Below are 23,281 nucleotides of genomic sequence, written 5' to 3'. Positions count from 1 at the left end.
TTGGCCAGGAGTAGCCTCTAAGTGGTTATCGTAAAACGGACGGACTCACCTCCGCCGGGATCGGGCAACGATAGGGGCGTTCGGCCAGTACCTGCCTGAGCTCTTGCTGGCTGGCCTCCAGCAGGGCGCTGTCGCTGAATAAACGGATGGCGGTCGCCGCGAGCACTTTCCCCGCCAGCAACATCCCTTTATGGGCAATGGAGGTTCTGCCCTGGCTCACCAGCTGCCAGCTGTGCAGCGGGGTACCCACCGCGAAGCACGGGCTGAAGCACTGGGCCACCGGCGCTTTCCAGCTAACATCGCCGACGTCGGTGGATCCGGCGAGGACGTTATCCGTGGCCGCCCAGGGCGCCACCTCATCAATCAGCAAGGTGTCGCGGTGGCGACGAGCGAACGTTTTGCCTTCCTCGCCACTGGTGCCGGCAATATTGTTCAGGCTGTTGTTAATATCGTTGGCGCTGAGGGTGGCGCGGATCGCCGCGGCAAAAGCGCGTTCCTCGTCGCTCCAGGCGGGGGTACCGTAATGACAGACCGCCTGATACATCGCCGCCTCAAGCGTGCGGTTGGGCAGATAGCTGGAGCAGGCTTTTTCAAAGCGGCAGCTGACCTGGGTCTCGGTCATCAGCGCGGCCCCCTGGGCAATCTTCTCTATGCGGGCGAAGATTTGCTCAGCGTCGGCCATCTCCGGCGCGCGGATCAAATACAGCACTTCCGCCTGCGCCTGCACCACGTTGGGCGAGACGCCGCCGGTATCGGTAATGGCGTAATGGACGCGCGCCTTCTCGATGATATGTTCATTGAGGAAATTGCTGCCGGTGGTCATCAGGGTGACGGCATCCAGCGCGCTCCGGCCCAGGTGCGGCGAATTAGCGGCGTGGGCCGCGGTGCCGGTAAATCGCCATGCCGCCTGAATGTTGGCGAGGGTGCGGGTGCTGAACATCCCGGCCCAGGCTTCCGGATGCCAGGTCAGCGCCGCATCGACATCATCAAACAACCCTTCGCGCACCATAAAGGTTTTTCCCGAACCGCCTTCCTCGCCGGGACAACCGTAGAAGCGCAGAGTGCCGCTGTCGCCGTGCTGCTGCAGCCAGCCTTTGGCGGCGACCGCCGCGGCGAATGCCGCGGTGCCGAGCAGATTGTGCCCACAGCCGTGGCCGTTGGCTCCCGGTGTCAAGGGCGTCGGTTCCGCGCTGTGGGCCTGCTGGCTGAGTCCCGCCAGGGCGTCAAATTCGCCGAGCAGGGCAATGACCGGTTGGCCCTCACCGACGCTGGCGATAAAGGCATTCGGGATCCCGCCAGCATCGCGGGTGAGCTGAAAACCTTCCGCCTCCAGGGCGTCGGCCAGCCGTTGGGCTGACCAGAACTCCTCAAAGCGGGTCTCCGGGTGGTCCCAGATGTCGTCGGCGATGGCGCAGTAAGTGTCGCGTTGTGCCTCAACCACCTCGTCCACAAACTGAAAAATGGCTTCCATTACACCCCCCGCTGCCAGGGAAAGTTAAGCGCGACGCGCGCCAGGGTTTCGACCGCTACCGCCATCACGCTCTCGTCGAAGTCAAACTTTTCGTTGTGGTGACCGGCGCTGAGTTCAGTGCCGAAAATCATGTACGAGGCGAGGCCGCCGCGCGCCTGGACCCGGGCCATCATCAGGGTGGCGTCTTCCGAGCCCGCCGGGGCGGCGATGCGATCCACCGCCTGTTGCACGCCGGGCACCCGGGCGGCCTGTTCGCGCAGATAGTCCACCCACGCCGGCGACGGTGCGCTGGCGGTCGCCGCGCCCATCATGCGCAGTTCGTAGCGGGCTTCGTACATCGCCGCAGCCCCGACGACGACGTGCTGCGCCCGCTCGAACACGTACTGATTAATGGCTTCGCTTTCGCCGCGGGTTTCCACTTTTAACAGCGCGGAAGAGGGCACCACGTTGCGCCCGGTACCGGCCTGCATCATCCCGACGTTGACCCGCGAGGCGCCGGCGCTGTGCGGCGGGATGGCGTGCAGGCCAAGGGCGGCCTGGGCGGCGGCCAGCAGCGCGTTGCGCCCGTCCTCGGGCTTGCCGCCGGCGTGGGCGGCCACGCCGCTGAACTGCACGTCGAATTTGGTGGTGGCCATAAAGTTGTCTCCACCGCAGACGACGGTACCTGCCGGCACGCCGGTCCCGATATGGATCGCCGTGAAATAATCCACGTCATCAACCACGCCGGCGGCCACCATCGCGCGGGCGCCGCGGGTACCCTCTTCAGCAGGCTGGAAAATCAGTTTAATGACGCCATTGAGCTGGGCGGCATACTGCTTGAGCACATGCGCCAGCCCCAGCCCGATGGCGGTATGGCCGTCATGGCCGCAGGCGTGCATCATGCCGGCGTTGCAGGAGGCGAAATGATCGCGATGGGGGCGGTGGCTGTCGTCATGCTGTTCGTTGAGATCGAGGGCATCCATATCGACGCGAAAGGCCAGGGTTGGTCCGGGCCGCCCGGTGTCGAGCGTGGCCACCACGCCGGCGAAACCGCCTTCAAACGCTGGCAGCCAGCGCTCCGGCGCGCCCTGTTCGCGGGCGCGTTCGAAAGCCTGGGCCAGGGTCTCCTCGTCCGGCAGCCCCATCCGGCTGTCGGCATCGATGACGTCGCGGCCTAGCGCCAGCTGATAGCCTAGCCCGTCAAGAATATCCGCGACCATACTGGCGGTGCGAAACTCCAGCCAGCCGGATTCAGCGTGCAGGTGAAAATCACGGCGCCATTGGGTCATGGAGGGCGCCAGTTGGCGGAGGTATTCATCAAGTTGCGGCATAGCTTATCCTGTCATAAGTAAAAAATGTGACGGCGTTCACGATGTGATAGCTTTTGTTTATCACTGACGCGCTACAGGCCTTAACACCCTTAACCTGCCACAGCCTGATGGATTACAGTAGATGTCATTTTCTTCTGTCTGATAAGCAACGGTTATCACTAAAAGCATGGCATTTCAGATTAAATTTCATCAAATTCGCGCCTTCGTCGAAGTAGCCCGGGAAGGCAGTATCCGTGGCGCCAGCCGGGCGCTGGCGGTCTCGCAGCCGGCGCTGACCAAAGCGATTAAAGAGCTGGAGGAGGGGCTTTCCGCCCAGCTGTTCGTCCGCCGCAGCCAGGGGGTGGCGTTAACCGACAATGGCGAAAGTTTTTATCAACATGCGAGCCTGATCCTTGAGGAGCTGCGGGCGGCGCAGGATGAACTGCTGCAGCGCCAGGGGGAACAGGCCGGGCAAATTAATATTGGCCTTGGCGCCAGCGTCGCCCGGTCGCTGATGCCGTCGGTGATCTGCCGCTTTCACCAGCAGCATCCGCAGGTGAAGGTGCGGATCATGGAGGGTCAGCTGCTGGCGATGATTAATGAGCTGCGCCAGGGGGAGCTGGATTTCACCATTAATACCTATTACCCCGGGCCGTACGACCATGAGTTCAGCTTTGAGAAACTGTTTGAGAAACCGTTCGCGGTGTTCGCCCGCGCGGGCCATCCGGCGGCGCAGGCCACCTCGCTGGGGGAATTGATGGATCACCACTGGACCATGCCGACGCCGCGCGGCAGCTACTTCAAGCAGCTGCAGGAATGCTTCGAACAGCTGGGACGGGAGCCAAAGGTGGGGATCGTCTGCGAAACGTTCTCATCCTGCATCAGCCTGGTGGTGAAAAGTGATTTTCTCAGCATCCTGCCGGTGGAGCTGGGCAACGACCCGCTGATGGCCGACAAACTGGTGATGATCCCCATCCGTGAAGTGTTACCCACCGCCACCTATTATCTGATCCAGCGGCGCGATACCCGGCAAACGCCGCTCACGGCGTCGTTAATCACCCTGTTCCGCCGCCAGAGCCGACAATTGTTTCCTTAATCGTCCGTCGCGCTCACTTTGCCAGCGAACGCGGCTAAACGCGTTGAGAGGGGAGCGCGAGGCGGCTATAGTAGCTGGCGACAGCCGCTGGAGGAGAGCCCATGAACCTTGATGACAAATCCCTGTTTCTTGACGCCATGGAAGATGTCCAGCCTCTGAAACGTAATAATGACGTGCACTGGCATCCCGGGCGTAACAGCCGGGCCCCGCAACGCGTCGATACCCTGCAGCTGGATAATTTTCTCACCACCGGCTATCTCGATATCGTGCCGCTCGCCACGCCGCTGGAGTTTAAGCGAGAAGGGCTGCAGAGCGGCGTGCTGGATAAGCTGCGGCGGGGGAAATACAGCCAGCAGGCGAGCCTCTCCCTGCTGCGCCAGCCGGTGGAACAGTGCCGGCAGATGCTCTTCGCCTTTATGGTACAGGCGCAGAAAGAGGGGTTACGCAATGTGCTGATCGTTCACGGCAAAGGCCGCGACGACCAGTCCCACGCCAATATTATCCGCAGCTATCTGGCGCGCTGGCTGGAAGAGCTGCCGGAGGTGCAGGCCTTCTGCGCCGCGCTTCCGCATCATGGCGGCAGCGGCGCCTGCTATGTTGCGCTGCGTAAATCGGCGCAGGCGAAGCAGGAGACCTGGGAGCAGCACGCCAAGCGCAGTCGTTAGCGCAGAAGCAGCGTCAGCTCGCGGGCGGCTTTTTGCAGCTCCGGCAGCACGCGCTCGATCATCTCGCGGGCCGTCATCTGGCCCGCATGCACCCCGACGTTGAGCGCCGCCTGGACCTGCCCCTGAGCGTTAAACAGCGGGACCGCGAGGGAGCGCAGCCCCATCTCCAGCTCCTGATCGTTGAGGGCATACCCCTGCTGATGCACCCGTTTCAGTTCGGCGCGCAGCTTCGCCACCGAATCCACCGTCTGTGGGGTATAGCGGATCATGGTCACCCGGGCCAGCATATCGTTGAGCTTCTCCTCCGGCTGATGGCTCAGCAGCACCCGGCCCATCGAGGTCGCCCACGCCGGAAGGCGACTGCCGATATCCAGGTCGATGGTCATAATCCGCGAGCTGGAGGCGCGGGCGATATACAGGATATCGTCGCCGTCGAGGGTGGCGATGGAGCAGGACTCATTGAGCATTTCGCTCAGATGCCGCAGCACCGGCTGCGCCGAACGCGCCAGCGGCGTCGAGGCCAGCCAGGCGTGGCCCAGCGCCAGGATCCGCGGCCGCAGCTGGAAATTCTTACCGTCTTCGGCATACACGAACCCCAGCTTGCTCAGGGTATACAGGCAGCGGCGCACCGCGGCGCGCGGGATGCCGGTCTTCTGACTGATCTGTGAGATAGACAGCAGGGGCCGCTGCGGCGTGAACGCCTGAATCACCTCCAGACCCCGCGCCAGGGAGGCCATAAAGTTAGGATCGCCTTTAAACGGATCGCCGTCGCCGGTCAGTAAATCGTCTGGATGCTTGTCCATTTCTGTTCCCCATATTTGCCATCGATCACATTCTTTCGCTAAAGATAACCGATGTTCGATTATCGCACCATATTTCGATTATCGCCCTTGACCGACATCGTTAAGCGGGTCACATTTTGTGCGAACAACGAATAAAAGTGCGATTACCGCACATCACTGGAGCGACCTGATGATTGATAAAAGCGTATCGACGCTGAGCGAGGCCATCGCCGGGATCCACGATGGGGCGACTATTATGATCGGCGGCTTTGGCCCCGCCGGCCAGCCGACCTTTCTGATTGACGCCCTGATTGACCAGGGCGCTCGCGACCTGACCATCATAAATAACAACGCCGGCAACGGGGAAGTGGGTCTCGCCGCGCTGCTCAAGGCGGGCCGGGTGCGCAAAATGATCTGCTCCTTTCCGCGCCAGGTGGATTCGCAGATTTTCGATGATCTCTACCGTCGCGGCAAAGTGGAGCTGGAGCTGGTGCCGCAGGGCAACCTCGCGGCGCGGATCCAGGCGGCCGGCGCCGGGCTGGGGGCAGTGTTTACCCCCACCGGCTACGGCACGCCGCTGGCGGAAGGCAAGGAGACACGGGAAATCGACGGTCGCCACTACGTGCTGGAGTACCCGATCAAAGCCGATTTCGCGCTGATTAAAGCCCACCAGGGCGACCGCTGGGGCAACCTGGTCTATCGCAAGGCGGCGCGCAACTTTGGCCCGATCATGGCGACAGCGGCGAAAACCACCATCGTAGAGGTCTCGCAGCTGGTGGCGCTGGGCGACCTCGACCCGGAAAACATCATCACCCCCGGCATTTTCGTCCAGCGCGTCTTCTCGCTGGAAAACCTGACTGCCGCACAACGCGCCTGAGGAGCCCGACATGCAAAAACTGACCCGTGACGAAATGGCCCAGCGCGTGGCCCGCGATATTCCCGAAGGCGCTTACGTCAACCTCGGTATCGGCCTGCCGACCCGCATCGCCAATTACCTGCCCGCTGACAAAGAGGTGTTCCTGCACAGCGAAAACGGCCTGCTGGGGATGGGGCCGAAACCGCAGCCCGGGGAAGAAGATCCCGAGCTGATCAATGCCGGTAAAGAGTATGTCACCCTCCTGCAGGGGGGCTGCTATTTCCACCACGGCGACTCCTTCGCCATGATGCGCGGCGGCCATCTCGATATCTGCGTGCTGGGGGCCTATCAGGTTTCCGCCAGCGGCGACCTCGCCAACTGGAGCACCGGTGCGCCGGATGCGATCCCGGCCGTTGGCGGGGCGATGGATCTGGCCATCGGCGCCCGCCAGGTGTTTGTGATGATGGACCACCTGACCCGTGACGGCGAGTGCAAGCTGGTGGCGCAGTGCAGCTACCCGCTGACCGGCGTCGGCTGCGTCAGCCGGATCTATACCGACCTGGCGGTGATCGACATCACCGACCGCGGCCCGGTGGTGCGGGAAATCTTTAACGGCCTCTCTTTTGAAGAGCTGCAGCGCATCACTCCGGTGCCACTGACCTTTCAACAACTGGCGGAAAGCGCGTAAGGAACCTATGATGAATCAGGCATTTATCTGTGATGCGGTGCGTACACCCTTTGGCCGTTTCGGCGGTGCCCTGGCGACGATGCGCGCTGACGACCTGGCGGCGCTGCCGCTGAAAGCGCTGCTGGCGCGGAACCCGGGACTGGATCCCTCGCGCATTGACGATGTGATCTTTGGCTGCGCCAACCAGGCCGGGGAAGATAACCGCAACGTGGCGCGAATGGCGCTGCTGCTGGCCGGCCTGCCGGAGAGCGTGCCCGGGAGCACCATCAACCGCCTGTGCGGTTCCAGCCTTGACGCGATCGGCGTCGCGGCGCGGGCGATTAAAAGCGGGGAGACGCAGCTGATGATCGCCGGCGGGGTGGAGAGCATGTCCCGCGCGCCGTTTGTGATGGGGAAAGCGGAGAGCGCCTTTAGCCGCAGTATGCAGATGGAGGATACCACCATCGGCTGGCGCTTTATTAACCCGCAGATGAAAGCCCTGTACGGCGTGCATTCCATGCCGGAGACGGCGGAAAACGTCGCCGATGAGTTTGCTATCTCCCGTGCCGATCAGGACGCGTTCGCCTTACGCAGTCAGTTGCGTACCGCCGCGGCGCAAGAGGCGGGGCGTTTCGCCGATGAGCTGATCGCCGTCCAGGTGCCGCAGCGCAAAGGCGAGCCGCTGCTGTTTAGCCGCGATGAGCACCCGCGCAGCACCTCGCTGGAGGCGCTGGCTAAACTGCGCGGCGTGGTGCGCGCCGACGGCAGCGTTACCGCCGGTAACGCCTCCGGGGTTAACGACGGCGCCTGCGCGCTGCTGCTGGCCAGCGAGACGGCGCTGTCGGCCAACGATCTTCAGCCGCTGGCCCGGGTGGTCGGCGTGGCGACGGCGGGCGTGGCGCCGCGGATCATGGGTTTTGGCCCGGCGCCGGCGGTGCGCAAGGTGCTGGCGCAGACCGGCCTGACATTAGGCCAGATGGATGTCATTGAGCTGAATGAAGCCTTCGCCGCGCAGGCGCTGGCGGTGACCCGTGATTTGGGCTTACCGGACGATGCCGCCCACGTGAACCCTAACGGCGGGGCGATTGCGCTGGGCCACCCGCTCGGCGCCTCCGGCGGCCGGCTGGCGATGACCGCAGCTTATCAGCTGAAACGGACCGGCAGCCGCTACGCCCTGTGCACCATGTGCATCGGCGTCGGACAGGGGATCGCCCTGATTATTGAACGTGTTTAAGGAGCCAGAATGAGTTTGTTGACCCCGATGCTGCGCAGCAGTCCGCTAACCGACTGGTTCAGCGACGCGCAGCGGGTGCAGGGCATGCTGGATTTTGAAGCGGCGCTGGCGCAAGCGCAGGCCGCCTGCGGGATGGTGCCGCCGGAAGCGGTCGGGCCAATTGTCGCGGCCTGCCGCCACGAGGCCATCGATTTTGCCGCGCTGGGCGAGGCGGCGGTGGGAGCCGGTAATCTGGCCATCCCGCTGGTGAAACAGCTGACGGCGAAGGTAAAAGCGCAAGATCCTGAGGCTGCGCGCTACGTTCACTGGGGCGCTACCAGCCAGGACGCCATCGACACCGGACTGGTGCTCCAGCTGCGCGGGGCGCTGGATGCCGCTGAGACTCTGCTTGAGCAGCTGTTGGCGGCCCTGGCTCTCCAGGCGGATCGTTATCGCGATACCGTGATGCCGGGCCGGACCTGGATGCAGCACGCGCTGCCGGTGACCTTTGGCCTGAAGCTGGCGGGCACCCTCGACGCGCTCCTGCGCTGGCAGCAGCGGCTGCGCGAGATGCGTCCGCGGCTGCTGGCGCTGCAGTTTGGCGGCGCCGCGGGCACTCTGGACGCGCTAAAAGAGAAAGGGCCGGCGGTTGGCCTGGCGCTGGCGCAGATCCTCGGGCTGTCGCTGCCGGATACTCCGTGGCACAGCCAGCGCGATCGGCTGCTGGAGGCGGGCGCCTGGTTCGCCGGCGTCTGCGGCACGCTGGGTAAATTCGCTAACGACTTTTCCCTGCTGATGCAGACCGAAGTGGCTGAGGTGGGCGAGCCGGTGGCGGAAGGTCGCGGCGGTTCGTCGACGATGCCGCATAAGCGCAATCCGGTGGCCTGCGCGGCGATCCTGACCGCCGCCCAGCGTACGCCGGGGCTGATGGCGACGCTCTACGCCAGCCAACTCCAGCAGCATGAGCGGGCGCTGGGCGGCTGGCAGGCGGAGTGGGAGACCCTGCCGGAGCTAATTACCCTGGTGGGCGGGGCGTTGGCGCAAAGCGAGGCGCTGGTGCGCGACATGCAGGTTTTCCCGCAGAAAATGCGCGCCGATCTCGATATCACCCATGGGCTGATTATGGCTGAGGCGGTGACTCTGGCGCTGGCGGAATTCATCGGCAAAGCCGAGGCGCATCATCATATCGAGGCGCTGTGCCGCCAGGCGCTGGACCGTCACTGCCCGCTGGTCGATCTGCTCGCGGCTGACCCACAGGTCAGTCAGTATCTCTCTCGTGAACGCTTAACCACGCTGCTGGACCCGGCAACGGCGACCGGCAGCGCCGAACGCTTTGTGCGCCAGGTGCTGGCGCGTTATCAGGAGCAACGTGATGAATCTTGATTATCAACTCGACGGGCCGGATGGCGCGCCGGTTATCGTCCTCTCCAACTCACTGGGCACCACCCGGGCGATGTGGCAGCCGCAGATCGAGGCGTTAACCGCCCATTTCCGGGTGCTGCGCTACGACACGCACGGCCACGGTAAAACGACGAAAAATGGCAAAGTGACCCTCGCCCAGTTGGGTGAGGATGTGATTGCGCTGCTCGATCACTTGAATATCGACCGCGCCTGGTTCTGCGGGATCTCGATGGGCGGTTTGACCGGCCTGTGGCTGGGACGCTTTGCGCCGGAGCGTTTTCATGGTCTGGCGGTCGCCAACACCGCGGCGCGCATTGGCGATCAGGCTAGCTGGCTGTCGCGGGCGCGGGCCGTACGTCAGGAGGGGATGGCGGTGGTGGCCGCCGGAGCGGCAGACCGCTGGTTCACCCACGCGTTTCGCCAGAAGGCGCCGGAGGTGGTCGAGGCGCTTTGTCACCAGCTGACCCATACCGATGCTGAAGGCTATGCCGCCTGCTGTGAGGCGCTGGCCGCCGCCGACCTGCGGGGCGAAGTGGGGCAGATCCCGCTGCCGACGCTAATCATCGCCGGGGAAAGTGACCCTGTCACCACGGTCGGTGACGCTCATTTCCTGCAGCAGCAGATCCCCGCCTCCGAGGTGGTGGTTCTGGCAGCATCGCATCTGTCTAACATTGAGGCGCCGAAAAGCTTTACTTCGGCGCTGCTGAGCTTTTTCCAGGGGGAACGCCATGGATGATAAACAGCGCTATCAGGACGGGATGGCGGTACGGCGCAAAGTATTGGGCGACGCCCACGTCGACCGTACGCTGCAGCATCTGACGCCGTTGAATGATGAGTTTCAGGACTTTATTACCCGCTATGCCTGGGGCGAGACCTGGACGCGTCCGGGGCTCGATCACCATACCCGCAGCATGATCACTATTGCCATGCTGATCGCTCTCAATCGCGAGGCGGAGCTGAAGATGCATCTGCGCGCGTCGTTTAACAACGGGGTGACCCGCGATGAACTAAAAGAGCTGATCATGCACTCTGCGCTGTACTGCGGGCTGCCGGCGGCCAATGCCACGATGCATCTGGCGCAGCAGGTGTTTGACGACATCGACGCCGCGCAGGGGTGAGTCGGCGTCCGAGTAGGATTGCCCGGCAGTCGTTGTAGGCCGGGTAAGGCGCAGCCGCCACCCGGCGAAATGGCGGCACAACCCGAAATGTCCCTGTTCGCACTATGTTTGGCAGGACCACAACGTTTGGCAGGGCTACAACTTCTATGTTAATTCCGGGCAGATTGCGCTCCCGGTTGATCTTCTGCGTTATGTCTCGTATGGCGCAGGGAGCGCACAGGGGGCGGCCAGTCGCCGCCGCCCCCTGTACCCCCGGGCTCCGGCCAGCAAAATCGCCACTGCGTGGTACCTTCGACTTATCCCTGCAGGCTGCGGGCCGGGCCGAGGCAGCGTCCCTGCAAAACACGGCCCTCAGCCCGCATCCATGCGGGCTGCCCCGGCCTTCCGGGAACGTCTCAGCGATTTTGAGGCCGCCAGCACCGGCAGTTTCAGTCGCGCAAGTGGGTAAATGAGTGACAGGCCTCACGAACCCCTGGCCGGGTAAGGCGCAGCCGCCACCCGGCGAAATGGCGGCACAACCGGAAATGTCCCTGTTCGCACTATGTTTGGCAGGACCACAACGTTTGGCAGGGCTACAACTTCTATGTTAATTCCGGGCAGATTGCGCTCCCGGTTGATCTTCTGCGTTATGTCTCGTATGGCGCAGGGAGCGCACAGGGGGCGGCCAGTCGCCGCCTCCCCCTGTACCCCCGGGCTCCGGCCAGCAAAATCGCCACTGCGCGGTACCTTCGACTTATCCCTGCAGGCTGCGGGTCGGGCCGAGGCTGCGTCCCTGCAAAACACGGCCCTCAGCCCGCATCCATGCGGGCTGCCCCGGCCTTCCGGGAACGTCTCAGCGATTTTGAGGCCGCCAGCACCGGCAGTTTCAGTCGCGCAAATGGGTAAATGAGTGACAGGCCTCACGAACCCCTGGCCGGGTAAGGCGCAGCCGCCACCCAGCGGAAATGCCGCTACGTTAACCCTTATTTCTCAGGCTCCTGCGGCGCGACGGCCGGGGCGGCGTACCAGGCTTCCTGCGGCACCACTACCGCCGCCTTTGGCTGCATCACGAAGTTCGGCGACATAATCTGCACGCCGAATTCGTTAAACACATCAATAATGCTGCTATGCAATGCGTTGCGGCCATCCGGCAGCTTGGTTGTGGGGAGTAAGCGCACCTGCAGCTCATACGAGGTGTACCAGTCAAGCAATCCCAGCTTACGCACCACCGGCGCAATTTGCTGATCGATCCCCGGGGTGCGTCTCGCCGCCAGCTCCAGCAGCGCATGGACCTGACGCCACGGCGTATCGTAGCCGATGGTGACGCTGGTGGTGAGGTTGACTCCACCGTCGGCGCTTTCGGCGCTGAGATTAATAATTTTCCCGCTCACCACCACCGCGTTCGGGACGGTAACGATGTAATTTTCGCGGGTGAGAATTTTGGTCGCCAGCACGCCAATCTCGCTGACCTGACCCTCATTATCGGCGAGGCGGATCCAGTCGCCTTTGCGCAGCGCCCGAGAGTAGATCAGCACCAGGCCGCTCATCGCATGGGTCATCACTCCGGTTGACCCGAGGGTGAGCATCAGGCCGAAGAACACGCTAATGCCTTTGAAGGCGAGAGAGTTGGCGCCGGGAAGGAACGGGTAGGCGGCGGAGAGGGCAAACAACCAGATGACCACCGAGATAAGCCGACGGGTGGCGCTAACGGTCTCCGGATGAATGCCGGGAACCTGAATGCGGCCGGCGGCGACCTGGTCGAGAACCACCTTCACCAGGCGAATGATAAGCCAGGTGAGAAGGAAAATAAGCACCACGATCATCAGCCCCGGCAGGGAGGCGACAATCGACAGAGAGAGGTCGCGGATCACCCCCAGCGACCAGTCGCCCAGCGATTCGCTCCACACCCGCGTCCAGGGAAACAGGCTGAAGGCCCAGCTCAGCCAGAGATAACAGGCCAGCATGCCGAGAAGGATGACCAGCACAGCATAGAGTCGAACTTCAATATTGCCGAGATAGCGCCGCCAGTGCTGCGGTATGGCGCTACGTTTTTCGAGGATCCGCAGCAGGAAAAAGCGTCGCACCCGCCGCCAGGCGCGGAAGGCGCCGTAGTAAAACAGCGCCAGCAGCAGCGCCCCGGCCAGGGCTTTACCGGCGGAGATGAACAGATAGCGGTTGTTGAACTGTTCCTGGAGGCTGGTGCGCTGGGCTTCCATACGCGCCAGCACCCGCTGGGCTGCCTGGTCGAGGGTTAAATCATCGCCCTCGTCGAGATCCGCCTGGCTCAGCAGCAGCACCGGTTTGCCGTTCATCAGAAACAGTCTGCCTGGCTGACCATAGCGGATAACCGGCACGACCCGCAGCGGCTGGCGAATATCATCTTCGGTGAAGGCGCGCAGGGCGCTGCGGGTACGCAAAACGCGCTCTTCGGGCGTGGTCTGGCCAAAGGTGGCCTGCAACATGACGACAGGTTGGTGAAAAATCGTGACCGTGCGTGCCTGCTCGCGCGCGGTTGGCTGCTGTCGCGGTTCGGCGGCCAGCGCCGGCTGGAGCACCAGCAGCGCCAGCGCCCAGAGGATAACGATGCTCATCCTGTTCATTGAGGCACCTGAGATAACAATTATTGTTATTTTTCAGCAAAAAACGGAGGGCTTGTAGTTGAGCATAGCCTGGTGCGAAGTGAATTCAAGCTGGGGAAATGCGGACATAAAAAAAGCCGTCGCCCAAACGGCGACGGCCTGATATCAGCGTCAGAGGATAGCGTTAGCCGTGCTGTTTACAGCCCGCGCACTGCTTATTCTGGATCTGCTGGAAGAAGTCGTTGCCTTTATCATCGACGAGGATAAACGCCGGAAAATCTTCCACTTCGATTTTCCAGATAGCTTCCATCCCCAGTTCCGGATAGGCCACGCACTCGAGGCTCTTGATACTCTGCTGAGCGAGCACTGCCGCCGGGCCGCCGATGCTTCCAAGGTAGAAGCCGCCGTGTTTATGGCAGGCATCGGTCACCTGCTGGCTGCGGTTGCCTTTCGCCAGCATCACCATGCTCGCGCCGTGGGACTGCAGCAGATCAACGTAAGAGTCCATGCGGCCGGCAGTGGTTGGGCCGAGGGAGCCGGAAGCGTAACCGGCTGGCGTTTTTGCCGGGCCCGCGTAGTAGATCGGGTGATCTTTGACGTACTGCGGCAGCGCCTCGCCGTTGTCGATAAGTTCCTTCAGCTTGGCGTGGGCGATGTCGCGGGCCACGATAATGGTGCCGTTAAGGCTCAGGCGGGTGGAGACCGGATGTGCCGACAGCTGCGCCAGGATCTCGCTCATCGGCTGATTCAGGTTGATGCTTACCACTTCGCCTTCGCCGGCCTGACGCAGATGTTCAGGAATATATTTTCCCGGATTGCTCTCCAGCTTCTCGATCCAGATACCGTCGCGGTTGATTTTCGCCTTGATGTTGCGGTCGGCGGAGCAGGAGACGCCCATGCCGATCGGGCAGGAGGCGCCGTGGCGCGGCAGACGGATCACCCGGATATCGTGGGCGAAGTATTTCCCGCCGAACTGCGCGCCGAGGCCGAGGTTCTGCGCTTCCTGCAGCAACTCCTGCTCCAGCTGCACGTCGCGGAACGCCTGACCGTGTTCGTTACCTTCGGTCGGCAGACCGTCGTAATAGCGGGTCGAGGCCAGTTTGACGGTCTTCAGCGTCGCTTCCGCTGAGGTGCCGCCGATCACAAACGCGATGTGGTACGGCGGGCAGGCGGCGGTGCCTAGAGTGCGCATCTTCTCAACGAGGTAGTTTTTCAGCTTCGCCGGGGTGATCAGGGCCTTGGTTTCCTGGTACAGATAGGTTTTGTTGGCGGAACCGCCGCCTTTCGCCATGCACAGGAACTTATATTCTTCACCGTCGACGCTATAGAGATCGATCTGCGCCGGCAGGTTGGTGCCGGTGTTAACCTCTTTATACATATCCAGCGGCGCGTTCTGTGAGTAGCGCAGGTTATCTTCGGTATAGGTGTTGTAAACGCCCTGCGCCAGAGCGGCTTCATCGCCGCCGCCGGTCCAGACGCGCTGGCCTTTTTTCCCCATGATAATCGCGGTGCCGGTATCCTGGCAGGTCGGCAGCACGCCCTTGGCGGCAATTTCCGAGTTGCGCAGGAACTGCAGGGCGACATATTTATCGTTATCGCTGGCTTCCGGGTCGAGCAAAATCGAGGCGACCTGTTGCTGATGGGAGACGCGCAGCATAAAGGCGGCGTCGTGGAAGGCCTGCTGAGCGAGCAGGGTCAGCGCCTGCGGCTCTACTTTCAGGACCTGCTGGCCGTCAAATTCGGCGACGGAGACGTGCTCTTTGCTGAGCAGATAGTATTCCGTATCGTCGTGCGCCAGCGGAAACGGATCCTGATAAACAAACGGTTTAGTCGACATAGTCACTTACTCCATAAAGATAAAAACCGCCGGGGTAGTCCCGGCGGTTATGAATCAGAACATCATGGACATCCACGGATAGCCAATCAGCAGCAGGGCGGCCAGGAAGATGGCGCCAAAGATGGTGCCGAGGCGCCAGTAATCTTTGGTCGGCAGGTAGCCGCTGCCGTAGTAGATTGGGCTTGGGCCAGTACCGTACGGGGTGATGATCCCCATCACGCCTAGCGAGGTGACCATCAGCAGGACAAACACTTCCATATTCATTCCAGGGATAGTCGAGGCAATGGTCAGCATGGCCGGCAGCAGCGCGGTGGTGTGCGCGGTGGTGCTGGCAAACAGATAGTGCAGCAGGTAGAACGCCAGCAGCAGGACGATGGTCGCCATCCCCGGGGAGATGCCGCTCATCAGCGCGCCGCCCTCTTTACCCAGCCAGGCGATAAAGCCGGTGGAGGAGAGGCCGTCGGCCAGTGCCACCAGGGTGGCGAACCAGACAAAGGTGTTCCATGCCGCTTTGTTGTTGGTGATATCGCTCCAGGAGAGCACGCCGGTCCACAGCATCAGCACGATAACCAGCAGGGCAGCCAGCGCCGGTTCGATCCAGTCGGCGGCGAAGATCCACATCATCAGCGCGAAGCAGACGAATACCAGCAGCAGAATTTCATTGCGCGACAGTTTGCCCAGTTTTTCCAGTTCACGCGCGGCCCACAGCGGCACTTCGTTATTGACTTTCACTTCCGGCGGGTAGAACCAGTAGGCCAGCAGCGGCATGGCCAGAATCAGCAGGATACCCAGCGGCAGGAAGGCGATGAACCAGGTGCCCCAGGAGATATTGATGCCAACAATGCTTTTGACCAGCGCCAGGGCCAGCAGGTTCGGGGCCAGAGCCGACAGGAACATCGAGCTGGTAATACAGGCGGCGGTGATCGCTACCCACATCAGATAGGAACCGATTTTACGTGCGCTCGGATCGTTTGGCTTTGAACCGTACAGCGGCGGCAGGTTAGCGATAATCGGGTAGATAGTCCCCCCGCTGCGTGCGGTGTTAGACGGCGTAAACGGCGCCAGCAGCAGATCCGCGAAGGTGATGGCGTAGCCGAGCGTCAGGCTGCGACGGCCAAGATATTTCACCAGAATCAGCGCCAGGCGGCGGCCGAACTGCGTTTTATCGTAGCCGGCGGCGAACATGAACGCGCCGAAGATAAGCCACACGGTGGAGTTGCCGAAGCCGCTCACCGCCCACTTAAAGGAGGCGCCAGCCATTTTGAAGCCTGGCGCGGCCATCTGATCCGGGCTGAACAGCAGCCACTGGCTGCACAAGGCAATAACTACCACGCCGGTGATACCGATAACGGCGCCGGGCAGCGGTTCAAAAATCAACCCGACGATCACCCCGACAAAAATAGCGAAGTAGTGCCAGGCGTACGGCGGCAGGCCTTCGGGGACCGGGACGAACAATAACAGCACGGCAACGATAATCGGCAGCGCCATCATCAGGAGAGGTTTTTTATTCGCAGTCGTTGGCTTGACTGCACCGGCAGGCGGTATGGTTGTCTTTTTCTCTTTCATAATGAGTATCTGCAAGTTGTTGAAAATAACGTTTACGCCAGCGTCTTGCTCAGTGGTTTCTTTAATTGCAAAAGTTACTTTAGTTTTTATTTTGCGTTTCTGAGTATCGACAGGGCGCTTATTTAACGCGTTTTATGAGGCGTTAAATTAAATTTGTTGGTTATTTATATATTGCGCTTTCAATGGCCATTGCAATTGATCAAGATCAAGAAAAGCCGGTGATTTCACTATTTTTTTATTATCAGTATAACCCTATATGATGAGGTGTTATTTTGGCGAAAATATCGATAGATGTTAAAAGAAAAATGAACAATAAATGCTGGAATTATTTTCTGTTTTAGTATCTTTATGATTTTATTGTATTTTTTGTTGTTTCCTTGTCATTGTTTATGTTAACAAAAGTATCCTAATTGTTATCACGCATTTGTATTATGTAAATGCTATTTATTATTTTAATAATACAATAGAGGTAGCGATGTTATTGCTGGGGTTAAATAGTTTTATAACTAACGTAATTGGTTTAGTAATTAAAAAAGGCGCTATATTATTGGCATGACAACAGGAATTAAAAAACCAAAACCATTAATGATTCCGTCACCCCATTCTGAGCTTTTAATATTTTAAAATCTGGAGCGTAACTTATGACCAGTAACGAACGTATTTTGCAGCCATTTACTTTACCAAATGGTACCGAGCTGAAAAACCGTTTGCTCATGGCGCCAATGACCACCTGCACCGGTTATTTCGATGGTACCGTCACCAGCGAGCTGGTGGAGTACTACCGCGCGCGCGCCGGAAGCATCGGTACCATTATTGTCGAGTGCTGCTTTATTGATGACTACGGTCTGGCCTTCCCGGGAGCGATCGGCATCGATAATGATGAAAAAATTGCCGGCCTGGCGAAAATCGCTGAGGCGATCAAAGCCGAAGGTTCAAAAGCGATTCTGCAGATCTACCACGGCGGCCGTATGGTCGACCCGCAGCTGATCGGGGGGCGCCAGCCGGTGGCGCCGAGCGCTATTGCCGCGCCGCGTGAGGGCGCCGCCATGCCGCGGGCGCTGAGCGGAGAAGAAGTGGAAGGGATGATCGCCAAGTTTGGCGACGGCGTTCGTCGCGCCATTCTCGCCGGTTTCGACGGGGTCGAAATTCACGGCGCCAACACCTATCTCATTCAGCAGTTCTATTCGCCGAACTCCAACCAGCGCGATGACGAGTGGGGCGGTAGCCGCGACAACCGCGCCCGTTTCCCACTGGCGGTGCTGGATATTACCCACAAAATGGCCCGCCAGTATGCTGACGATGCCTTTATCATCGGCTATCGCTTCTCGCCGGAGGAGATGGAGGTCCCGGGGATCCGCTTTGACGACACCATGTATCTGCTGGAAAAGCTGGCCGCCCGCGGTGTCGACTATCTGCACTTCTCGGTGGGTGCCACCCTGCGTCCGTCTATCGTCGATACCAGCGATGCGACGCCGCTGATCGAGAAATACTGCGCGATGCGCTCTGACACCCTCGCCCAGGTGCCGGTGATGGGCGTCGGCGGGGTGGTGAACGCCGCTGATGCCGAGCAGGGCCTCGATCATGGTTATGACCTGATCGCCGTGGGCCGCGCCTGCATCGCCTATCCGGACTGGGCGTCACGTATCGCCGCCGGCGAAGAGCTGGAGCTGTTTATCGACAGCACCCAGCGTGAAGCGCTGCACATTCCGGAACCGCTATGGCGTTTCTCGCTGGTGGAAGCGATGATCCGCGACATGAGCATGGGCGACGCCAAATTTAAACCGGGGACGTTTGTTGAGACCGTCCACGATGACGCCAATGAGCTGGTGATCAACGTCAGCCTCGAAAATGACCATATTGCCGATATCGAACTGGCGGCGAGCCCGGTCCAGACCGTGGAATTCACCACCAGCTTCGAAGAGATCCGCGAACGTATTCTCACCGCCAATACCCCGCACGTCGATGCCATTTCCGGGGCCACCAGCCAGAGCGAGGCGGTGAAAAAAGCGGTCGCCAAAGCGATGCTGAAATCGAGTAAAGCGCTGGCGGCGGAAGAGGGCGGCAATGACGTCGCGCCGAAAAGCTATGATGTGGTGGTAGTCGGCAGCGGCGGCGCCGGTCTGGCGGCAGCCATTCAGGCCCACGACGAAGGGGCCAGCGTGCTGATCGTTGAAAAAATGCCAACCATCGGCGGGAACACCATCAAGGCTTCCGCCGGGATGAACGCCGCGGAAACCCGCTTCCAGCGCGTGAAAGGTATCGAAGACAGTAAGGAGTTGTTCTATCAGGAAACCCTGAAGGGCGGCCACAACAAAAACAACCCGCAGCTGCTGCGCCGTTTCGTTGAAAACGCGCCGCAAGCCATTGAGTGGCTGGCGGACCGGGGCATTATGCTCAACGACATTACCACCACCGGTGGGATGAGCATTGACCGTACCCACCGTCCGCGCGACGGGTCAGCGGTTGGCGGCTATCTGATTAGCGGCCTGGTGCGCAACATCACCAAACGCGGTATTGACGTCCTGCTGGATACCTCGGTGGAAGAGATCCTGATGCGCGGGGATGAGGTTAGCGGTGTACGTCTGATCAACGACGAAAAAGAGGTCATTGAAGTACAGACCAAAAGCATCGTAGTGGCCACCGGCGGCTTCAGCGCTAACAGCGCGATGGTCGTGAAGTATCGTCCTGACCTTGAAGGCTTCGTCACCACTAACCACAAAGGGGCTACCGGGAGCGGTATCGCGTTGCTGGAACGCATCGGCGCCGGCACCGTGGACATGGGCGAAATTCAGATTCACCCGACCGTCGAGCAGCAGACCTCGTATCTGATTTCCGAATCGATTCGCGGCGGCGGCGCTATTCTCGTAAACCAGCAGGGGAACCGCTTCTTCAACGAGATGGAGACCCGCGATAAAGTCTCGGCGGCGATTATCGCTCTGCCGGAACACTATGCTTACATCGTCTTCGACGAGCATGTGCGGGCGAAAAACAAAGCTGCCGACGAGTACATCGCCAAAGGCTTCGTCACCAGCGCCAGCTCACCGCGGGAACTGGCGGAGAAACTGGGGATGGATTACCATGCCTTCCTCGCCACCCTCGAGTGCTATAACGGGGCGGTGGAAAAACAGCATGATGAACAGTTTGGCCGGACCACCGCGCTACGCGCGCCGATTAACGAAGGCCCGTTCCACGCCATTCGCATCGCCCCCGGCGTGCACCACACCATGGGCGGCGTGACCATTAATACCGATGGCGAAGTGCTGAATGTGGCGCAGCAGCCGATTCGCGGCGCCTACGCCGCCGGTGAAGTGGTGGGCGGGATCCACGGCGGCAACCGTATCGGCGGTAACGCGGTGGCGGATACCATCATCTTCGGTACCCTCGCGGGCCATCAGGCGGCGAAACGTGCCAGAGGATAACCTGTAACCTTGATCCTGCCGGGTTGGCGCTTTCGCCGCCCGGCTTGCCCCTTCTAAGGAGAGCCCGATGTCCGATAACCGCGTCTATAGCTACTCCGCCGTGTTGATGGGCTCGCCCATCCTGCTCAAACTCTGTTCCCACGATGAGGCGATGGCCTCCCGCGTTTTCCAGCTTATCAAGCGCTACGAAGACCTGCTTACCGTTAACCGCGCCGAGTCGCAGGTGATGGATATCAACCATGCCGCCGGGCGTCATCCGGTCACCGTCAGCCGACCGGTCTTTCAGCTGATCCAGTGCGCCAAAGCCGCCAGCATGGTGCGCGACAGCGCCTTTAACCTCGCCATCGGCCCGCTGGTGAAGCTGTGGCGAATTGGTTTTCACGGGCACAGCGTGCCTGACGCGGCTGATATCAGAGCCCGACTGGCGCTGACCCGCCCACAGGAGGTGATCCTCGATGAGGCAACCTGCAGCGTGTTTCTCCAACAGCCGGGGATGGAGCTGGATCTCGGGGCGATCGCCAAAGGTTATATCGCTGACCGCGTGCGCGATTATCTCCGTCAGCAGCAGGTGGAGAAGGCGCTGATCAACCTCGGCGGCAATGTGCATACCCTCGGCGAATGGGCCATTGGCCTGAAAAAACCATTTGCCGACGCGCAGGCGCTGATCGGTTCCCTGACGGTCAACGGGCAATCGGTAGTCACCTCCGGGACCTACGAGCGCTATTTCGAACAGGATGGCAAACGCTGGCACCATATTCTCGACCCGCGCAGCGGTTATCCGCTGGACAACGAACTCGACAGCGTGACGGTCATTTCCGCGGATTCTTTAGACGGCGACATCTGGACCACGCTGCTGTTCGGCCTCGGCGTGGAGAAGGGCTGCGCAGCGCTGCGTCAGCGGCAGGATATCGACGCGATTTTCGTTACCAAAAATCGCGACATTATTCTCTCATCGCCGCAGCGGCTGCGTTTTGCGCCGCTGGACAGCGGCTATCGGGTTATTGACTGTACTGCTTAAGCAAACTGTACTGTTCGGCGACCAGGCGGTAGCGATAGACCGGCCGCCCGGTAGCGCCGTAGTGGATAGTGGTATAGAGAATATTGATCTGCGCCAGCCAAATCAGATATTTGCGGCAGGAAACGCGGGAGATATTCACCGCCGCCGCCAGCTCATCGGTAGAGAATTCGACATCCGGATGGGCGTCAATCCACTGGCAGAGTGTGCGCAGCGTTTGCGCGGTTAACCCTTTAGGCAGCTTGCGCGCGTCGCTGGCCTCCGGCGCGCCGCCGTGCAGCAGGCGGTCGACATCGGCCTGTTCGTAATAGGGCTGGCCGGTTATTAGCTTGCGCTTCTCCCGCCAGGTGGTGAGCGCCTCTTCAAAGCGCGGAAACTGGAAGGGTTTAATCAGGTAATCGACCACCCCGTAATGCATCGCGGTCTGTACCGTGGCGGCATCCGCCGCCGAGGTAATCATGATAACGTCGATGGCGCGCCCCGACTCGCGGATGGTCGGCAGGAGATCGAGCCCGCTGTCCTGCTGCATGTAGACATCCAGCAGCACCAGATCGATCTCCTGCTGCGGATCGATAATCATCTCCTGGGCCTGACTGAGCGTCGAAGCGCTCCCGCTGCAACGAAAGCCGGGAACCCTTGCCACGTACAGGCGATTCAGTTCGGCCACCATGGCATCATCGTCAACAATTAAAACATTTATCACGCAGGTTTCCTTTTACTATCCCAGGGGAGATGAACAAAAAATTGGGTAAATACGCCGGGTTCCGATTCGACGGCGAGGGTGCCGCCGAGCTCGCGCAACTGCTGGTTAGCAAGAAACAGCCCGACGCCGCGATTCTCGCCTTTGGTGGAGAAGCCTTTGTTAAAGATAGCGTCGATGTTGTTCTCCGGGATCCCCGGCCCATCGTCGCTCACTTCACCGCTTAGCCAGCCGTCCTGGTAGTGCAACAGCAGGCCGATCTCACCCTCCGCCTGACCGCTCATGGCGTCCAGCGCGTTCTCAATAAGGTTGCCCAGCACCGTCACCAGCACCGTGACCTGTTTCTCGTTCGGACAATCCGGCACCAGGCTCTCCTCCGCCAGCGTCAGGGTAAAGCCGCACTCCGTGGCGCGCTGAATTTTACTTATCAGGAAGCCGGCCACCACCGGGGATTTAATGCGATGTTGAATGTCGCCGATGTCCGACTGGTAGCGGTGGGCGGTCTGCAGCACGTATTCCTCGAGTTTGCCGTAGCTTTTCATATTCAGCAGACCGAGGATCACGTGCAGTTTATTCATAAACTCATGGGAGGTGGTGCGCAGGGCATCCACATAGCTCATCATGCCGTCCAGTCGCTGCAGCAATTGGCTGACCTCCGTTTTATCGCGGAAGGTACAGATGGCGCCGACCACCGCACCCTGGCTGCGAATGGGCACTGTATTGCCGATCAGCAGCAGACCATTGCACCCCAGTTCGCGGTCGTACATTGGCTCGCCGCTCTGCAGTACGGTCTGCAGATCGTCGAGCAGGGGGCTGTGAACGAGAGTCTTATCCGGGCCGGAAAAGAGGATCTCTTCCGCCGCGGGGTTGATGAGATTTACCTCGCCATGGGCATCGACCGCTACCACCCCCTCCTTGAGGGCGTGAAGCATGGCCTGACGCTGCTGAAACTGGGTGGATATTTCGTGCGGCTCCAGCCCCAGCAGCACGCGCTTCAGGCCGCGAACCAGGCTCCAGGTGCCCAGCGCGCAGACCAGCGCGCTGAACAGGATGGTCAGCAGCACGTCCCAACGGCTGTTGGCGATCTGTTCGTCCACTTTACTCAGTGAAATGCCGACCACCACCACGCCGATTTGCTGATGCCGTTCGTTGAACACCGGCGTAAACACCCGTAGCGCCGGGGCCAGCACCCCGTGGTTGATGGCGACATTCTCTTTTCCCTGCAGCGTCGGCTGAATATCGTGGCCGATGAACGGTTTGCCGATGATTGAGCTGTCCGGATGCGAATAGCGAATACCCTGCATATCGGTGACGATAGCGTACAACAGGTCGTTGCGGCGGGTAATGGCCTGCGCCAGCGGCTGAATGATCTGCTGCTGCGGGGGCGCCTCCAGTCCGCGCTTCACCTGCGGCATATCGGCCATGGTGCGCGCCACCGCCAGCGCGGTCTCTTTCAGACCGTCGCGGGTGGCGTTGCTGATCTGCATATACCACAAGGCATACACCAGCAGCAGCACGGCGCCGATGACGCTGCCGATCATCAAGGACACGGCGGTGCTCAGCTTTAACGGTAAGGCGCGTTGGCGAACGCGAGGCGGGTGCTCTGAAGCCTTCATGACGACCCCGGG

The 23,281-nt window shown here is 60.8% G+C and carries 18 protein-coding genes; 10 read left to right on the top strand and 8 right to left on the bottom strand.

Annotated features, from left to right (window positions below; genetic code table 11):
* Positions 1–25 precede the first annotated feature (25 nt).
* Positions 26–1,471, bottom strand: a complete 1,446-nt coding sequence (locus tag IB144_RS14145; RefSeq protein ID WP_004176321.1) for a M20 family metallopeptidase — start codon at positions 1,469–1,471, stop codon at positions 26–28.
* Complete coding sequence (locus IB144_RS14140; protein WP_048270651.1) at positions 1,471–2,781, bottom strand: M20 family metallo-hydrolase; 1,311 nt, start codon at positions 2,779–2,781, stop codon at positions 1,471–1,473. Before IB144_RS14140 ends, IB144_RS14145 begins: the two co-directional genes overlap by 1 nt.
* 166 nt (positions 2,782–2,947) lie before the next feature.
* Between IB144_RS14140 and IB144_RS14135 the strand changes: the two genes are divergently transcribed.
* Both IB144_RS14135 and smrA read left to right on the top strand, forming a co-directional pair.
* The gene (locus tag IB144_RS14135; protein WP_002903460.1) at positions 2,948–3,856 is read left to right on the top strand and encodes a LysR family transcriptional regulator; all 909 of its coding nucleotides are present in this window, start codon (positions 2,948–2,950) and stop codon (positions 3,854–3,856) included.
* Positions 3,857–3,957: 101 nt separating this feature from the next.
* Positions 3,958–4,521 carry a DNA endonuclease SmrA gene (gene smrA / locus IB144_RS14130; RefSeq protein ID WP_004143055.1) on the top strand — a complete coding sequence of 188 codons (564 nt, stop codon included), beginning with the start codon at positions 3,958–3,960 and terminating at the stop codon, positions 4,519–4,521.
* Here the strand turns inward: smrA and IB144_RS14125 are convergent.
* A complete protein-coding gene (locus IB144_RS14125) occupies positions 4,518–5,324 on the bottom strand; it encodes an IclR family transcriptional regulator C-terminal domain-containing protein (RefSeq protein ID WP_004151560.1) in 807 nt (268 codons plus the stop codon). The genes smrA and IB144_RS14125 overlap by 4 nt on opposite strands.
* A 169-nt stretch (positions 5,325–5,493) precedes the next feature.
* Between IB144_RS14125 and IB144_RS14120 the strand changes: the two genes are divergently transcribed.
* From IB144_RS14120 to pcaC, 6 genes are read left to right on the top strand one after another with little or no spacing between them, the layout of a single operon-like run.
* On the top strand, positions 5,494–6,180 hold the full coding sequence (locus IB144_RS14120) for a 3-oxoacid CoA-transferase subunit A (protein ID WP_002903522.1): 687 nt from the start codon (positions 5,494–5,496) through the stop codon (positions 6,178–6,180).
* Positions 6,181–6,190: 10 nt separating this feature from the next.
* On the top strand, positions 6,191–6,847 hold the full coding sequence (locus IB144_RS14115) for a 3-oxoacid CoA-transferase subunit B (RefSeq protein ID WP_004176317.1): 657 nt from the start codon (positions 6,191–6,193) through the stop codon (positions 6,845–6,847).
* Between the two features lie 10 nt (positions 6,848–6,857).
* The gene (pcaF, locus tag IB144_RS14110; RefSeq protein WP_065888650.1) at positions 6,858–8,060 is read left to right on the top strand and encodes a 3-oxoadipyl-CoA thiolase; all 1,203 of its coding nucleotides are present in this window, start codon (positions 6,858–6,860) and stop codon (positions 8,058–8,060) included.
* 9 nt (positions 8,061–8,069) lie between these two features.
* Positions 8,070–9,422, top strand: coding sequence for a 3-carboxy-cis,cis-muconate cycloisomerase (locus IB144_RS14105; RefSeq protein WP_032419017.1), 1,353 nt, complete (start codon positions 8,070–8,072; stop codon positions 9,420–9,422).
* Positions 9,412–10,176, top strand: a complete 765-nt coding sequence (gene pcaD / locus IB144_RS14100) for a 3-oxoadipate enol-lactonase (protein ID WP_004151556.1) — start codon at positions 9,412–9,414, stop codon at positions 10,174–10,176. Before IB144_RS14105 ends, pcaD begins: the two co-directional genes overlap by 11 nt.
* Positions 10,169–10,558, top strand: coding sequence for a 4-carboxymuconolactone decarboxylase (gene pcaC / locus IB144_RS14095; protein WP_004143067.1), 390 nt, complete (start codon positions 10,169–10,171; stop codon positions 10,556–10,558). The genes pcaD and pcaC overlap by 8 nt, the downstream gene beginning before the upstream one ends.
* A gap of 962 nt (positions 10,559–11,520) precedes the next feature.
* Here pcaC and IB144_RS14090 read toward each other — a convergent pair.
* The 3 genes from IB144_RS14090 to IB144_RS14080 form a co-directional block, all read right to left on the bottom strand.
* Positions 11,521–13,137, bottom strand: a complete 1,617-nt coding sequence (locus IB144_RS14090; protein ID WP_004179708.1) for a mechanosensitive ion channel domain-containing protein — start codon at positions 13,135–13,137, stop codon at positions 11,521–11,523.
* A gap of 163 nt (positions 13,138–13,300) precedes the next feature.
* Positions 13,301–14,953, bottom strand: coding sequence for a class I fumarate hydratase FumA (gene fumA / locus IB144_RS14085; protein WP_004152246.1), 1,653 nt, complete (start codon positions 14,951–14,953; stop codon positions 13,301–13,303).
* Positions 14,954–15,007: 54 nt separating this feature from the next.
* A complete protein-coding gene (locus IB144_RS14080; RefSeq protein WP_004148278.1) occupies positions 15,008–16,519 on the bottom strand; it encodes an anion permease in 1,512 nt (503 codons plus the stop codon).
* Between the two features lie 641 nt (positions 16,520–17,160).
* Here IB144_RS14080 and IB144_RS14075 point away from each other — a divergent pair.
* Complete coding sequence (locus IB144_RS14075) at positions 17,161–19,938, top strand: flavocytochrome c (protein WP_032419016.1); 2,778 nt, start codon at positions 17,161–17,163, stop codon at positions 19,936–19,938.
* Between the two features lie 67 nt (positions 19,939–20,005).
* Positions 20,006–20,956, top strand: a complete 951-nt coding sequence (locus tag IB144_RS14070) for an FAD:protein FMN transferase (protein ID WP_004179712.1) — start codon at positions 20,006–20,008, stop codon at positions 20,954–20,956.
* Here the strand turns inward: IB144_RS14070 and dcuR are convergent.
* Both dcuR and IB144_RS14060 read right to left on the bottom strand, forming a co-directional pair.
* Positions 20,937–21,656, bottom strand: a complete 720-nt coding sequence (gene dcuR, locus IB144_RS14065; RefSeq protein WP_149358939.1) for a two-component system response regulator DcuR — start codon at positions 21,654–21,656, stop codon at positions 20,937–20,939. The two genes, IB144_RS14070 and dcuR, sit on opposite strands and share 20 nt — an antisense overlap.
* Positions 21,653–23,269, bottom strand: coding sequence for a sensor histidine kinase (locus tag IB144_RS14060; RefSeq protein WP_048270653.1), 1,617 nt, complete (start codon positions 23,267–23,269; stop codon positions 21,653–21,655). The genes dcuR and IB144_RS14060 overlap by 4 nt, the downstream gene beginning before the upstream one ends.
* Positions 23,270–23,281: the final 12 nt, after the last annotated feature.

The sequence above is a fragment of the Klebsiella sp. K4 genome, from assembly GCF_014596785.2.
Lineage (GTDB): Bacteria > Pseudomonadota > Gammaproteobacteria > Enterobacterales > Enterobacteriaceae > Klebsiella > Klebsiella pneumoniae.
Note: the sequence above shows the minus strand (reverse complement) of the source record. Positions and strands in the feature narration are given on the sequence as shown.